We start from the raw sequence: 14613 nt of genomic DNA on the forward strand, positions 1-14613 counted from the left end.
TACCAACAGTGTTCAAATCTGTTAGCGGCCATGGGCTTGCCGCCTCGCGGTGACTCAAAATCAATCGGGTATAAGCCGGGTTACACAACAAGAATATTCAGGTCTGAACGGGCCACCACAGGCGTACGGCCCAGCGCACGTGCCGCCAGATAACCTTCACGCGTGGCCTCTGTGATCCCCCGAGGGCTGCGCGCATCGCCGATAATTTGCGTTGTTACCCCGGCATCCAGCAATGCTTCGTACAGGGCGTTGTTACCGGTTGGGATCAGGGAGGTAACCAATACATCGGCAGCAGGCAACATGGTCAACTGATAAGACAGTGAATTGCGCAGCCGCAATTGCCCGTTGTCGGCCTGTAGCTGGTGTTCGGCTAGAAAGGCCACCCCACTGCGCGCCAGACGAGATACGGCGGGTAGCCGCACAGTATTGTTCAATCCTTCGCCGGCATAGGTCAGCGAGGTGATAAAAGTCACTTTATTCCCATGAGCAATCAGATATTCAGCGGCGCTAAGTGCGGCACGGCCCCCCCATTCATCATAAATCAGAACGTTTTGCGTGGCCGGCAGCCTCTGAGTTAATGCCTCATTAACCGTAAGAATCTGCCCGTCGAATACGCCCTGCCAATCCGGGCGGAAAGATTCCAGACCGCCGGTCGCCACCAGCACGGCATCATACTGCTGGCTAATGAGCGTCTTGACATCGATATCGGTGCCAAGACGCAAGATAACGCCGGAAGTTTTCAACTCTCGTTCAAACCAACCAATAATTTTTCGCAGATCCTGGCGATGCGGAACGTTTTCTATCAGCGTTAATTGCCCGCCAAGGGCATGGCGCCGATCGTAAAGTGTGACCTTATGGCCAAACAATGCCGCCGAGCGCGCTGCCTCTAATCCCGCAGGCCCCGCGCCGATCACCGCCACCGACAACGCCCGCTCAATGGGCGCGGCTGCATTATCGCGCTCATCGGCTTCACGCCCTGCCACGGGATTGAATGCACAGTGAATGGGTTTACCGTCCGCCACCCGTTGCCAGCAGCCAGACTGGATGCCCACGCAGGGGCGGATCTCTTTATCCTGACCGCGCCTGGCCTTGTTTGGCAGGTCCGGGTCAGCCACCAGCTCGCGCGCCATCGTGACAACGTCGCAATATCCTTCACTAATCAGACGATTAGCTAATTCTGGCGTCAGCACTCTGCCAGCCAGAAAAATCGGAATTCGCGTTTGCCCCTGCTTAAGCTTGCGCGCAGCATTGCGCCACAGCGCTGGAGGGAAGCTGGCATCAGGCAGATTGGTGGCCACCCCCCATCCACTGGAAAAGTTCCCGCCGCTTACCGAAACATAATCCAGCAGACCGGTATCAATAATCGTCAGAATCTGATCGGTTAATTCGCTTTGGGCATCCTCTTGTGGCGCCAACTCGAGATTGACTCTCGCCCCAACAATTAAACGTTTACCAATCCGCTTTCGGATTTCGCGTAAAATTTCGATAGCCAGGCGGTTACGGCCTGCCGCATCGCCGCCCCATTGGTCCTCACGCTGGTTTAAATCCGGTGAAAGGAACTGCTGCACCAGGTTACCGTGGGCAAAATGTATTTCGATGCCGTCAACCGCCGTATTAGCAATCTGTTCGGCAGCCGTGGCAAAATCATTAATCACCTGAAGTATTTCTTCATGCGATAACGAACGAGGCACCCTGACTTGCGCACCATATTCACGCTGCGGCACCGCGGAAGAAGAATACAGGACCTCATTGAAAGCATTGGGGCCGAGGTGTGCCTGGCGGCCTGGATGGTTGATTTGCACAAAAGATAGCGCGCCATGGGCGTGAATGCGGTTGGCCAGTTGATCGTATTTACCACTGCTGGCCTCTTTACCGACAAAGAAGTCGCCCACCTGTGCGTTTACCGCATTGGCCTGAGTAATAACAACCGCCGCGCCGCCTTGTGCCCGACGTTCCTCATAAGAGAGTAAATCTTCGTTATGCGTACCTGGCCCCAAGCTAGTGCCGTGCCCTGAATTGACGATACGGTTTCTTAAGGTGACGCCACCAAGGGTAATCGGTGAAAATAGCGCGCTATATGCCGTGGAAAGTGAATCAGTTTTATCTGTCATCGCGGCCTCGGGATGCGTTAATCGGGTACAATTTGCTGGAGAAATTCTCGAGTACGTGCCTTGCTTGAATGGTCAAGTACCTGTTGCGGTGTGCCATATTCGACGATTTTGCCCTTATCAAGAAAAGCGACGTGATCGGCCACTCGGCGGGCAAAGCCCATTTCATGAGTGGCAATGACCATGGTGATACCTGAGGAAGCCAGCCCGGCGATAACCGATAAAACCTCCCCTACCAGTTCGGGATCGAGTGCGCTCGTTGGCTCATCAAACAAAATAAGCTGCGGCTTTCGCGCCAGTGCACGAGCAATCGCCACTCGCTGTTGCTGGCCGCCGGAGAGTTCACCTGGGTAGGCCGCAGCCTTATGCGCTAAACCGACCTGCTCCAACAACTTTTTAGCGTGCTTGATATGATCCTGCCCTTTACTCTGCAGTGAAGGCGCTAAAGTAATGTTCTCCAGCACAGTCAGATGAGGGAACAAATTAAATTGCTGAAACACAAAACCGATCTTGTCACGCTCACGGCGGGCGACCGCTTCGCTGGCGGCATAGAGCCGACCGTTATCAACTTCGATGCCCAGCGGCGAACCATCGAACAGGATCACCCCGCGATCAATATTATCCAGCGTGGCAATGGTGCGCAGCAGCGTGCTCTTCCCCGAGCCAGAAGGGCCGATCAAGCACACGACCTCCCCTTTATCGATATCCAGGTCAATACCTTTGAGCACGGCATTTTCACCAAAGCTTTTATGTATGTTACGCAGGCGCAGAAAAGTAGGCGTTTGCTCGACGGCAAGTTGCGAATTATTGGGCATGGTCGCCTCCTGTTTCTGGCCGGGCATATTTTTGGCGCTGATATCCGCGATTAAAACGTTTTTCGATGGCATGCTGCATTAGCGACAATAACGAGGTGACGAATACATACCAGATTGTTGCTACCAACAACAAAGGAATAATTTTGTAATTGCGGTTATAGATAAGCTGTGCTGAATAGAGCAACTCGGTCACCGCGACAACACTAATAATCGACGTGCCTTTCAGATTATCGATCAAGAAATTTCCCAAGGCAGGAATAATGCTGCGCAGAGACTGCGGGAAAACTATTTTTCTAAAGATCTGTAATGGGGAGAGACCCAGCATTCGCGCCGCTTCCTGTTGGCCCACAGGAACCGCAAGCAAACCGCCGCGAACAAACTCTGCTGAATACGCTACGCCGTGCATAGTGAGGCCGAGGATCGAGGCACCCAGCGCGCTGATAAGGCTGTTGGTTGGAATACTGATCCAAGGATGCATGCCTGGCAGGCCAAGATTTAACGTCGGGATCAGATATCCGATGTTGAACCAAAACAACAGTTGCACCAGCAGAGGTGTCGCGCGAAACAGCCAGATATAGCACCAGGCAATCAGAGAAACGACCGGGTTCCTGGATAAACGCATAGCGGCAACGACCACCCCAAAAATCAAACTGAGAAGTGTAACTACCGCCGTTAACCATAGGGTGGTATAAAGCCCTTTCAGGATCTGTGGGTTGAACAGATAATGCCCCACCAGTGCCCAGTCAAAAGCCTCATTTTGAGCTGCAAGATAAATAAAAGACAGAACGATAAATAAGACAGCCACGCCAAAGGCCCAACGCGCATAGGAAAACCTCTGGGTTATCCCCTGTTTATTTTCTAATTCAATTAAATATGAAAAATCTTCACCATAATATTTTCGCTCAGTATTAATTATTATTTTTTCCTGATTCTGGAAAAAACGGACGTTTTTCCCTGCATCGAAATCTGTCATTTCTTTTACCTGGGGAAATTAAAAGGATGCATGTTTTTTAACAAAATATACACAAGAAAATATGGGCAACAAATGCTTTATATAGATAATCATACCCAAAATAAGTCGAGTTGCAGGGTAAGAACGCCACATGCTTATTGAATAATGCGGGCGCTAACCGCGAAAGAGTGAGGCCGTATAGCCAAATCACGCGGCCATAGAAGGGATTACGATGAACAAGCTCAAGCCTGGAAGCTCAACCTATGCCTTGCTTGATGGCAAGGCCGCCAGGCACGCGGCCTTAAAGGAAGGGCAATACATCAGCAACGTGCCCATCAACCGTGCGGCACGATGCTAATGAACGTTCTTTAACTGATGTGGTGCAGTGTTTCGCCGACGGCATCAAACAAACGATCCAGTTCGGCTGTCTGGCTATTAAACATCGGGCCAAATTGCAGGGTGTCGCCGCCAAAGCGAACATAAAATCCGGCTTTCCACAGCGCGATGCCCGCATCAAATGGCCTTACCGTTGCATCGCCCTCCCGCGCCGCAAGCTGAATTGCCCCCACAAGGCCACAGTTGCGAATATCAATCACATGTGGGCAATCGCGCAACGCATGCAGCGCAGTGGCAAAATGTGGCGCCAGCGCTGCAGACTGGGCGATAAGGTTCTCCTTTTCCATCAGTTCCAGCGTCGCCAGGCCCGCAGCACAGGCTACCGGATGCGCAGAGTAGGTGTAGCCGTGTGGAAACTCAACCGCGTGCTCTGGTAACGGCTGGGACATAAAGGTTTCATAAATCTTGCTGCTTGCAACAACGCCGCCAAGCGGGATCGCGCCATTGGTAATTTGCTTGGCGAAGTTGAGAATATCCGGGGTCACACCAAAAAACTCTGCCCCACTCCAACGCCCCATGCGGCCAAAGCCGGTAATCACTTCATCAAAAATGAGCAAGATATCGTGCTTGTCACAGATTTCACGCAAGCGTTGCAGATATCCCTTCGGCGGAATGATGGCGCCCGCAGAACCAGACAGCGGCTCAACGATAAGGGCGGCAATATTGGAAGCATCGTGCAGCTCAATAAGTTTAAGCATCTCATTGGCGAGTTCAACGCCGCCGGTTTCAGCCATGCCCTGAGTGAATGCCTGGCCAGCCTGCAAGGTATGCGGCAAGTGATCCACATCCATAAACTGACCAAACACTTTGCGATTACCGCCAATGCCGCCCAGGCTGGTACCGGCAATATTCACACCATGATAACTACGGGCGCGGCCAATCAGTTTGGTTTTGGCCGGCTGACCTTTGACACGCCAGTATGCGCGGGCCATTTTGACCGCGGTATCTGTAGATTCGGAACCGGAGCCGGTAAAGAAAACGTGGTTGAGATCGCCCGGCATCAACTGCGCAATTTTTTCTGCCAGCTTAAATGACAGCGCATGGCCATATTGAAACCCCGGCGAATAATCAAGCGTGCCGAGCTGGTTTGCCACGGCGGTTTGAATCTCGCTGCGGGTGTGCCCGGCGCCACAGGTCCACAAACCGGAAAGGCTGTCATAGATCTGGCGGCCTTTATCATCGGTGAGCCAATGCCCCTGCGCGGCAACGATGAAGCGCGGATCACGATGGAAATTGCGGTTAGCGCTGAACGGCATCCAATGCGCTTTGAGATTAAGTGAAGCCGTGTCTAGGTCTTTAGCCATGATCATTCTCCCAACAGGTGTTAGAAGAGTTTGCAATCAAAAGTCAGTTGAGATAAATCCTTATTATCGAATGATTAGGTTTGGATTTACTCACCTATATGAGAAATAAAGCGCTGGGCCAAATAAGCGATTTCGATATCAAATTGCTGCGTATCTTTAAAACCGTCGCCGAATGCGGGAGTTTCTCGTCCGCCGAAAGTTTGCTGGGCATTACTCGCTCGGCAATCAGCCTGCACATGAGCGACCTTGAAAAGCGGTTGGGGATGCGCCTGTGCCAGCGCGGGAGAGCCGGGTTTTCGCTAACCGATGAAGGAAGAGAGATTCTCAAACTTAGCGAGACGATGATGGTATCTATTGAAAGCTTTCGCCAGCAAGTCAATGAGATGCATAAAAACCTACGCGGCGAATTCAATATTGGGATCATTAATAACCTGGTGACGCAGCCCATCATGCGAATCACCAATGCGCTTGAAATACTCAGTAAGCATGGCCCGGGAATTCGTATAAACCTCAGCATGAGTACAGCGTCAGAAATCGAACGCGGCCTTATGGATGGAAGGCTGCACGTAGGCGCGCTACCTAAATCGGCCCCCGTTTCCGGCCTTGATTACAACAAGCTGTATGATGAAATATCCTTTCTCTATTGCAGTGCGAAGCACCCGCTATTCCACTACAACCATGCACCGGATAACAACGAACTTCGGATGTATGACGCCGTCATCCCCACTTACCGCATGACGGCGGATATTATAGAGATGCTTCAACACTTTAACGGTAGCGCAACGGCCTCTGATCGGGAAGGCATTGCTTTTTTGATACTGACCGGCAGATATGTTGGCTTATTACCCGATCATTACGCCGCCTACTGGGAGGAAAAAGGAATGATGCGCGCCATTATGCCAGAGGTAATGTGTGCAAAATCAGAAATTTCCGTGGTTACTCGCAAAGGGCGCAGGCCGAACTCAATATTGGAACTTTTTCTGGCTTCGCTAAACGATCAATGATGCGAGCGACAAGAGAAAAACGCGGAAAACCGGCTCCAGCCATTAATGGGGCGAGGGGAAAATCTGCCGCAGCAGCGTTGAGCCTGGCTGGCAGCACCTCACCGGGACTGGGCGCCGAGTCACCAAGCCCGCATATGCCATTTGAAGATGGCGGATATACCACGATAATTAATAGAACGCAGGGTTAGTCACCCAAAACAATTCGGTTTCAACGCCCTCGGCCCAAAACCTTATAAGCGATTTCGCACTAAAGAAAAATGAGTCACCTGCATTCACGGTAAACGTATTGCCATCTATTTCAATGCCTAATATGCCGCGCAGCACCAGCCCACATTTCGTTCCTTCAGACTCATTATAGGGATGTTCGCCTGTCGTGCCGTCTGGCGATAATACAATCCGCATCATTTGCAGCTGCGTCATGCTATCCGGCGTGAGCATGTCTTTTTCAATGCCATTATCGCTAAAACTAATATGCCGCTGCGCTTCTTTTCTCAGGATGTAACGGCTTTCTTCATCGGCAGAAGCGTCGTTGTAAACCGGATCGAGTAACCAGCTCAGCGGCATCTCTAACGCTTTACAGAGCAGCACCAGCTTATCAATAGAGATTGTCGCGTTGCCGCGCTCGATTTGGCTTAACAAGGCGGTAGAAATCCCTGCACTTTCTGCCACGCTCGCAAGCGTCATGCGTTTGACTTTGCGCCGTAAACGCAGGCGGGTTCCTAAATCAGACGTTTTTCCATCGTGAACAACATTCGCAGATGTGCGCATAGTTTTTAAATTAAGTCGTTCATCTATAAACATTACCAATACCCGCTCATAACAATCATGTTTAAAACGTGCCGGCAGACCTACGCATAAATAAGGTTATCTGCCTTTAATCCCATCCAGCATGATATTCCACATCATGCTTCCGGTTGCGCCAACGCGCCAAAAATCATGGAATGCATATTGTGATAAGTTTTTGTCAATAGTAAAGGGGTTATCAGAGGTGCCATGAGAAAGAATCAGATCCGCGACAATTTTGCCTACCATCGTAGACATCGCAACACCTCGGCCATTATAACCAAACACCAATCGGACACCCGGCTCCGGCTCAACTAAATGAGGCAAGTGGTCTTTGGTAATGGCAACCTGGCCCTGCCATGCCCATGGGAAATTTATCCCCTTCAACTCTGGCCAAAGCTTGATCGCATAATCGATCAGATGCTGATAATCCTTCGCGCCTTTGTCGTCGCGTTGTGGGCCACGGCCCCCCATTAACAGCCGGCCTTCATCATCAACCCGATAATAAATAACATCCCATGCCGCTTCATAAAGCGCAGATTTACACGGCATGATTTTGCTTTTGATGGTTTCAGGCAATGGATCCGTTGCCGCAATATACGTATAAACCGGGACTAAGGATTTACGCATACCGGGCCATAAATTATCCGAATAGCCATCGGTACAAATAATGACTTCCGGCGCAATCACTTTCCCCTGGGCCGTTGCCACATGCCACCGATCATTTTCACGCCGGATGGATATAGCACGGCTATTTTCATGTAACGCCGCGCCGGCCTGTTGTGCCGCCAAGGCAAGCCCTCGCACATACGCCAACGGATTAAGATGCCCGCCGCGAGCGTCAACTGCGCCGCCAATATAAATGTGGGTGCCTGTCAGTTGAGCCATTTCGTTTTGGTCAGCAAAACGCACCGGCCATCCGCGCTGGCTCGCCTGTTCCACCAGAGCATTAACCTGCTTCAGCCCTTTTTGGTCTATTGCCGCACGTATTGTCCCGGTATTGCTTGGGGAACAGTCAATCTGATAACGCTTGATCAAATCAAATACCAGCTTAGGTGCATCAGAAGACAGCTGGTTAAGTTTCTCACCTTGTTGTTGACCAAAATGCGCCACCAGCTCATTGGGAAGCAGCTTTAACCCTGGATTGACCTGGCCGCCGTTACGCCCGGAACCGCCATGGCCGATTTCAGCCGCCTCCAGCACCACGGGCGCCATGCCCCCCTGCGCCAGATGTAACGCAGCCGATAACCCGCTGTATCCCCCGCCGATAATGACGACATCGGCTCGCCTTTCATTGGCCAGTACCGGAGCGGATATTTGCAGCCGGGCGGTTTTCTTATAAAGATTTTTCATTACATGTTCCTCACCTTTTTTACGCAAAGACACAACAATGTAACAACAAGGCTTGACGGATAAAATTATCTGCGCTAAAAATTTACACAGATTTTTTTACATATCAATATATTTTAGTGCATTTATTTAAAGTCATCGACATTGTATAGCTTCGCTTTAACAACCGTCAGAGGAAATGTAATAGCATGAAAAATATTATAAAAATGTCCTTTATCGCCACATTGTTTCACGTAGCGCCGGCCCTGGCCCAAACGCCGGTTGCGGGTGAAACCCCCAGTGATTCCCTCAAGGGTAAGACCGTGACGTTTGCTTCCTATGGCGGCGTCTACCAAGACGGGCAAGTGAAAGCGCTGGATAGTTTTGTGAAAAAATCTGGGGTCAAATTCTATTCGGATGGCCCTACCGAACTCGCAAAGGTGAAAGCGCAGGTTGAGTCAGGCAACGTGCAGTGGGATGTGGTCGATACTGGGGACAGCATGCCGTACGTTTACTGCGGCACGGTGTTTCAAAAGTTAGATCTCAGCCGTATTGATACCTCGAATATACCAAAAGACCAGGTTGGGCCATGCAGTGTTCCGGCGATGAACTACGGCGTGGTGCTGATGTATAATAAAGCGAAGTATAAAGACCACCCGCCAACCAGCTGGCACGACTTCTTTGATGTAAAAGCCTTCCCCGGCACACGTGCAATCCCGGGATATGGTGATGCAGAAGGCTATGTTATTGAACTCGCATTATTAAACGATGGCGTGGCAAAAGATAAACTGTTCCCTGCCGATATAAATCGCGCTTTGAATAAGTATCGGGCAATTCGTGATTCCGGCGACTTGATTCTTTGGCAGACGGGAGCACAATCCCAGCAGCTTATTGAATCGGGAGAGGCCGATATGATCATGGTCTGGTCCGGGCGCGGAATGGCAGCAGTACGTAATGGCGCTGATTACGCACCCGTTTGGAAAGATTGGGTCGTGGTGAAAGATCAGCTGACTATCCCCGTCGGCACAAAAAACCTGGATGCCGCATATGCTCTGATTAATGATTACCTGGGAAAAAGGCAACAAGAAATCATGACAGAGGCCACATCCTATTCCCCCATCAATATTAACTCTCAACCCAAAGTGGATAGTTTAATCAGCCAATGGTTAACCAATACCCCTGAAAAGCAAAAAGATGCATACCAGCCGAATATTCCTTATTGGGTGGATCACAACCAGGAATTAACGGATAAATGGGCCGAATTCATCGCAGGTAATTGATCGTCATCACGCCAAAACGTGAGCTTATTTTCGTGTTATGGTAGCCACTAACTTCTATAGGTAATAACTATGGGTAATGTCTTTAGCTCCCGTGCTACGCCTGAAGAACGGAGGAAATTTAGAGCGTTTCTGATGACGACCCCGGCGTTAGCACTTTTATCATTGGTTTTACTTATACCTATTTTCACAATAATCTATCAGAGTTTCACGCTACCCACCACGGGCTTTCAAAATTACTTATGGTTTTTTAATACCAATATAAACGTCACCGTTTTAATACGTACCTTTAAGGTGGCTTTAATCGTCACTTTGCTATGCACCGTGATTGCTTATCCTTATGCTTACGCCATGTCGGTGCTCAAACCCAAATACCGTATTCTGCTCATTCTCTGTACCCTGGTTCCTTTATGGGCATCGGATATCGTACGTACTTTCGCCTGGATTATCATCTTACAAAATTCAGGCGTCTTTAATAGCATCCTTGAGTATTTTGGTTTTGAAAAGGTAAGGTTAATCAGAACACAAACCGGGGTGATGATTGGCATGGTTCAAATACTGCTGCCATTTATGATCATGCCGTTGTATTCCGTTATGCGCGGCATAAATTTAGATTTGATCAAGGCTTCATGCAGCTTAGGCGCTTCGCCACTGGTCAGCTTTTTTAAAATCTATTTGCCCTTATCGTTGCCAGGCGTTTTTTCGGGGGCAACCATCGTTTTCATACTGGCGACAGGTTTCTATATTACACCGTTGCTCCTTGGTGGCCCGACGAGCACGCTACTCTCAACGCTTGTTCAACAACAAATTTCCTCCTTGCTCAATTGGGGGCATGGCGGCGCCATGAGCGTGGTATTACTTATTCTCACTTTCGGATGTCTGCTCGCTGTGACGCCGTTTATGCGTCGCAAACGAAAGAGTGTAAACGAGGATAAATGATGAAGCTTTTTTTACGCATTTCACTGGGGCTGGTTTGCATTTTAATTTCATTGTGGTTGATTGCGCCGACGTTAGTCATCATCCCGATCTCATTTAGCGAGCAACAATCGCTGGTATTTCCACCCAGGGGATTTTCGTGGCGGTGGTACCAAAATATTTTCGAGAGCCAGAGCTGGAAGGATAGCATGATTACGTCCCTACAGGTTGCGGTGATCGTCTCCATTCTGGCCACGCTTCTTGGTTCGTTTGCGGCCCTGGGGATTGAACACCTTAAAAATAAATTTGGCGGTATGTTAAAGGTTATCTTGCTCACACCGATAGTCATGCCTGGCGTCGTGCTGGCCATTGGCATATATGCAATCTATCTCAAATATCACCTGATCGGCACTTATACGGGATTTATTCTGGCTCATACGCTTTTAGCATTACCCTTTGTTGTTATCTCAGTGAGTGCGAATTTGGCCGTATTCGATAACCGGCTGGAAACGGCGGCAGCCAGTCTTGGGGCATCCAAGATAACCACACTATTAACCGTCACCATTCCGCTCACGTTACCTGGGATACTGTCAGGAATATTATTCTCTTTTGTGACCTCATTTAACGAAATAGTCATCTCATTATTTATATCCAGCCCACAGGTAACGATGCTACCCGTAAAAATTTATTCATCAATAACACGGGATACCGATCCTACTATCGCAGCGATAGGCTCGATAACCTTTGCGGTGACGACGCTTCTCATCGGTATTGGCCTTCTCTCTTCGTTAAAGAGGAAAAAATAATGTTGAATAAAGCTGCCACGAAAGGCGCAGAGGTCGAAATTTGTAACATTAGCAAATTTTATAGTGGATTTACTGCGTTAGATAATGTGTCACTCAAGATAAAGGCCGGTGAATTTATCTCTTTCCTTGGGCCTTCAGGATCTGGCAAGACAACGACGCTGAACATTATCGCAGGGTTTATCGATAACGATAGTGGATCGATTCTCTATAATGGATACGAAATAGATAAAGAGCCGGCGCACAAAAGAAACATGGGCGTGGTTTTTCAGAACTATGCGCTGTTTCCACATATGACGGTCGCCGCGAATGTCGCATACCCATTACAACGGCGGAAAATAGCGAAACGCGAACGCGAACGGTTGGTCGCCGAGGTATTAGAGAAAGTCGAGCTGAATTCGTTTTCCAATCGCTACCCCGAAGAGCTGTCAGGAGGGCAACAACAACGCGTGGCCCTTGCCAGGGCGATGGTATTTTCACCCGCGCTGTTACTGATGGATGAACCTCTCGGCGCATTAGACAAAAAGCTGCGGGAATCATTACAGCTCGAAATCAGGCGTATTCACCGCGAATTGGGCAGCACCTTTATTTTTGTTACACACGATCAGGAAGAAGCGCTGGTACTGTCTGACAGAATAGCCGTTTTCAACAAAGGGCGCATTGAGCAGATAGGAACTGGGGAAGAACTGTATAAATATCCAAAAACGTTATTCGTCGGTGAGTTCATCGGTGAAAGCTCTGTGTTACGTGGCCCACATCGTATGGTCGGGGATAAAACCGAGATACAAATAGCCGAAGATGAATATGTCACTATTGATTGTTTGCCTTCAGGCACAAAGCCACAGTGTATTCTCTTGCGCCCAGAAGAAATCATGGTGCAACGCCCACAGGCAATGGGGGCCGATGAAAATAAAAACCGCCTGTCGGGCCAAATCTGCGAGAAGATTTATCTTGGCAATGTGGTTAAGTATCAGGTTTCGCTTACTAACGGCACGATTGTTACGGCCCGTATGTCCAACGACGGTGACGCTTTTTCATTAGATGAGCAGGTTGAAGTGATTTGGAGCTCATGTAGTGGGACGCTGCTCTCTGATGATAAAGCGAGCGGATAACTAAAAATTCAGCATGGCCTGTATTCTCATCGAAATAAAACTGCATCATAAGGAAACCGATATGCGTCACACGCAGAAATTCTTCATAGATGGCGCCTGGGTAGACCCCGCCGTTCCTGCCATGATGGATGTCATTGATCCCTCTACTGAACGGCAATTTGCGCAAATTGCCGTTGGCGGCGCAGAAGATGTCGATCGTGCGGTGAAATCCGCCCGCAATGCTTTTCCTGCCTGGGCTGGCGTCCCTGTTGAGGAACGCATTGCCGTGCTGGAACGGGTGCTCACGATATATAACGAAAAATATGAGCTCATGGCCCAAACCATAAGCCGCGAAATGGGCGCGCCGATTTCATGGGCGCGCGATGCGCAAGCCTATGCAGGCAGAGGGCATCTTGAAGCCACCATTAAGGCGGCGGAAACATTTGAATGGCAGTCAAAGCGCGGTTCAACGTTGGTTATCCGCGAACCCATTGGCGTCTGCGGCCTGATTACCCCCTGGAATTGGCCGATGAATCAAATTGTGTGCAAAGTCGCGCCGGCTTTGGTGGCCGGCTGTACGGTGGTTCTCAAGCCTTCAGAAATTGCGCCATTGAGCGCCATTTTATTTGCTGAAATTATTGAAGCAGCGGGCGTGCCGAAAGGCGTCTTCAACCTGATTAACGGTACGGGGCCGGAAGTCGGCCAAAAAATGGCGGCGCACCCGGATATCGATATGATGAGTTTTACCGGCTCGACGCGCGCAGGGATAAACGTCGCCCAAACGGCCGCTGACACAGTAAAAAGAGTGACGCAAGAACTGGGGGGCAAATCCCCCAATATCGTGTTGCCAGACGCCGATTTCGAAAAGGCGATCGGTAGCGGTGTGATTGCCGCCATGAACAACACTGGGCAATCCTGCGATGCACCGACCCGTATGTTAGTTCCCGCCGAGCGCCATCAAGAAGTGCTCGCCATGGCGAAAGTCATTGCCGAAAAGATCATTGTCGGCGATCCCCGTGACGAGGCGACAACAATGGGCCCGTTGATTTCTGCTCAGCAGTTTGCCAAGGTCCAGCGGCTTATTCAATCGGGTATCGATGAAGGCGCTGTTTTAGTCACCGGTGGGTTGGGCAAACCTGATGGCATAACTCATGGCTATTTCGTCAAACCGACTATTTTCGGCAATGTCAGCCAAGAAATGGCTATCGCGCGTGAAGAAATCTTCGGGCCAGTGTTGTCAATCATGCCTTATCGCGATGAAGACCAGGCGATTGATATCGCCAATGATACGTTGTATGGGCTCGCCGCATACATTTGGTCAGGCGATAACAGCCGGGCGCGCAATGTGGCAAAACGTATTCGCGCCGGCTCTATCTATTTAAACGGACCGGATTGGGATCTTTTCGCCCCCTTTGGCGGCTATAAGCAGTCTGGGAATGGTCGTGAGTATGCGGATTGGGGCATTCATGACTACACCGAAATCAAGGGCATTTGCGGCTGGGATTAAAACATCAGGCAACTGGCCGATCAGCTTACTGCGCCGAAGGGTTTACCGACGGCGCGCTTGCCATCCGATAGGCCACCCCGCTGGCCGGTGCAACAATATCAACTTCACTTGGGTGACTTCGTCTGGCCATCATGCGGGCGGCATCGCATACCTACACAATATCGGCACAATCCGACACCGTAGCCATGATTGATTTGATAATCTCAGACGGCGCATTTCTTCCATTAACACGGCGTTCCCGGCAGCAACCCGCCATGTGGAAGATAAAGGCCTGGGGTCACGCGGGCCTGTGTGCTAAAGCTGCGGGTGAATCGCAGTGATTATCAGTG

At 50.1% G+C, this 14613-nt stretch carries 13 protein-coding genes; 7 read left to right on the plus strand and 6 right to left on the minus strand.

From position 1 onward, the window contains the following. Nucleotides 1-80: 80 nt before the first annotated feature. The 3 genes from ACN28Q_RS08380 to ACN28Q_RS08390 are packed head-to-tail and all read right to left on the minus strand — an operon-like array spanning nt 81 to nt 3896. Nucleotides 81-2111, minus strand: a complete 2031-nt coding sequence (locus ACN28Q_RS08380) for an oxidoreductase (protein WP_095845921.1) — start codon at nt 2109-2111, stop codon at nt 81-83. Nucleotides 2112-2128: 17 nt separating this feature from the next. Next, entirely contained in the window at nt 2129-2923 is a 795-nt protein-coding gene (locus tag ACN28Q_RS08385; protein WP_095845922.1) for an amino acid ABC transporter ATP-binding protein, read from the minus strand. After that, nucleotides 2913-3896 (minus strand): amino acid ABC transporter permease, encoded by a 984-nt coding sequence (locus tag ACN28Q_RS08390; protein ID WP_095845923.1) that lies wholly within the window; start codon nt 3894-3896, stop codon nt 2913-2915. Before ACN28Q_RS08390 ends, ACN28Q_RS08385 begins: the two co-directional genes overlap by 11 nt. Before the next feature lie 211 nt (nt 3897-4107). Between ACN28Q_RS08390 and ACN28Q_RS08395 the strand changes: the two genes are divergently transcribed. Continuing rightward, nucleotides 4108-4233, plus strand: a complete 126-nt coding sequence (locus tag ACN28Q_RS08395) for a hypothetical protein (protein ID WP_257790441.1) — start codon at nt 4108-4110, stop codon at nt 4231-4233. 10 nt (nt 4234-4243) lie between these two features. Here the strand turns inward: ACN28Q_RS08395 and aptA are convergent, their stop codons facing one another. Next, nucleotides 4244-5575 (minus strand): omega-aminotransferase AptA, encoded by a 1332-nt coding sequence (gene aptA, locus ACN28Q_RS08400; protein WP_095848965.1) that lies wholly within the window; start codon nt 5573-5575, stop codon nt 4244-4246. Nucleotides 5576-5655: 80 nt separating this feature from the next. Here aptA and ACN28Q_RS08405 point away from each other — a divergent pair, with 80 nt between their 5' ends. Continuing rightward, a complete protein-coding gene (locus ACN28Q_RS08405; protein ID WP_269467121.1) occupies nt 5656-6579 on the plus strand; it encodes a LysR family transcriptional regulator in 924 nt (307 codons plus the stop codon). Between the two features lie 168 nt (nt 6580-6747). Here ACN28Q_RS08405 and ACN28Q_RS08410 read toward each other — a convergent pair whose 3' ends face one another. Continuing rightward, nucleotides 6748-7380, minus strand: coding sequence for a helix-turn-helix domain-containing protein (locus tag ACN28Q_RS08410; protein WP_095845924.1), 633 nt, complete (start codon nt 7378-7380; stop codon nt 6748-6750). A gap of 63 nt (nt 7381-7443) precedes the next feature. Beyond that, on the minus strand, nt 7444-8715 hold the full coding sequence (locus tag ACN28Q_RS08415; protein WP_095845925.1) for an NAD(P)/FAD-dependent oxidoreductase: 1272 nt from the start codon (nt 8713-8715) through the stop codon (nt 7444-7446). A gap of 185 nt (nt 8716-8900) precedes the next feature. Here ACN28Q_RS08415 and ACN28Q_RS08420 point away from each other — a divergent pair, with 185 nt between their 5' ends. From ACN28Q_RS08420 to ACN28Q_RS08440, 5 genes are all read left to right on the plus strand, one after another. Beyond that, nucleotides 8901-9971 carry an extracellular solute-binding protein gene (locus tag ACN28Q_RS08420; RefSeq protein WP_095845926.1) on the plus strand — a complete coding sequence of 357 codons (1071 nt, stop codon included), beginning with the start codon at nt 8901-8903 and terminating at the stop codon, nt 9969-9971. A 69-nt stretch (nt 9972-10040) separates the two neighbouring features. Then, nucleotides 10041-10907, plus strand: coding sequence for an ABC transporter permease (locus ACN28Q_RS08425; RefSeq protein ID WP_095845927.1), 867 nt, complete (start codon nt 10041-10043; stop codon nt 10905-10907). Then, entirely contained in the window at nt 10904-11689 is a 786-nt protein-coding gene (locus tag ACN28Q_RS08430; RefSeq protein WP_230469418.1) for an ABC transporter permease, read from the plus strand. The genes ACN28Q_RS08425 and ACN28Q_RS08430 overlap by 4 nt, the downstream gene beginning before the upstream one ends. Continuing rightward, nucleotides 11689-12798, plus strand: coding sequence for an ABC transporter ATP-binding protein (locus ACN28Q_RS08435; RefSeq protein WP_095845929.1), 1110 nt, complete (start codon nt 11689-11691; stop codon nt 12796-12798). The genes ACN28Q_RS08430 and ACN28Q_RS08435 overlap by 1 nt, the downstream gene beginning before the upstream one ends. A 13-nt stretch (nt 12799-12811) precedes the next feature. Continuing rightward, nucleotides 12812-14284, plus strand: coding sequence for an aldehyde dehydrogenase family protein (locus ACN28Q_RS08440; protein WP_230469419.1), 1473 nt, complete (start codon nt 12812-12814; stop codon nt 14282-14284). Nucleotides 14285-14613 lie beyond the last annotated feature (329 nt).

The organism is Gibbsiella quercinecans (assembly GCF_002291425.1).
Classification (GTDB): Bacteria; Pseudomonadota; Gammaproteobacteria; order Enterobacterales; family Enterobacteriaceae; genus Gibbsiella; species Gibbsiella quercinecans.

Bases quoted from the DNA above. Each gene is read 5' to 3' on its own strand.
- ACN28Q_RS08385 (WP_095845922.1), bottom strand. From the start codon at position 2,923: ATGCCCAATAATTCGCAACTTGCCGTCGAGCAAACGCCTACTTTTCTG.
- ACN28Q_RS08390 (WP_095845923.1), bottom strand. From the start codon at position 3,896: ATGACAGATTTCGATGCAGGGAAAAACGTCCGTTTTTTCCAGAATCAG.
- ACN28Q_RS08425 (WP_095845927.1), top strand. From the start codon at position 10,041: ATGGGTAATGTCTTTAGCTCCCGTGCTACGCCTGAAGAACGGAGGAAA.
- aptA (WP_095848965.1), bottom strand. From the start codon at position 5,575: ATGGCTAAAGACCTAGACACGGCTTCACTTAATCTCAAAGCGCATTGG.
- ACN28Q_RS08435 (WP_095845929.1), top strand. From the start codon at position 11,689: ATGTTGAATAAAGCTGCCACGAAAGGCGCAGAGGTCGAAATTTGTAAC.
- ACN28Q_RS08415 (WP_095845925.1), bottom strand. From the start codon at position 8,715: ATGAAAAATCTTTATAAGAAAACCGCCCGGCTGCAAATATCCGCTCCG.
- ACN28Q_RS08410 (WP_095845924.1), bottom strand. From the start codon at position 7,380: ATGTTTATAGATGAACGACTTAATTTAAAAACTATGCGCACATCTGCG.
- ACN28Q_RS08395 (WP_257790441.1), top strand. From the start codon at position 4,108: ATGAACAAGCTCAAGCCTGGAAGCTCAACCTATGCCTTGCTTGATGGC.
- ACN28Q_RS08430 (WP_230469418.1), top strand. From the start codon at position 10,904: ATGATGAAGCTTTTTTTACGCATTTCACTGGGGCTGGTTTGCATTTTA.
- ACN28Q_RS08420 (WP_095845926.1), top strand. From the start codon at position 8,901: ATGAAAAATATTATAAAAATGTCCTTTATCGCCACATTGTTTCACGTA.
- ACN28Q_RS08380 (WP_095845921.1), bottom strand. From the start codon at position 2,111: ATGACAGATAAAACTGATTCACTTTCCACGGCATATAGCGCGCTATTT.
- ACN28Q_RS08440 (WP_230469419.1), top strand. From the start codon at position 12,812: ATGGCCTGTATTCTCATCGAAATAAAACTGCATCATAAGGAAACCGAT.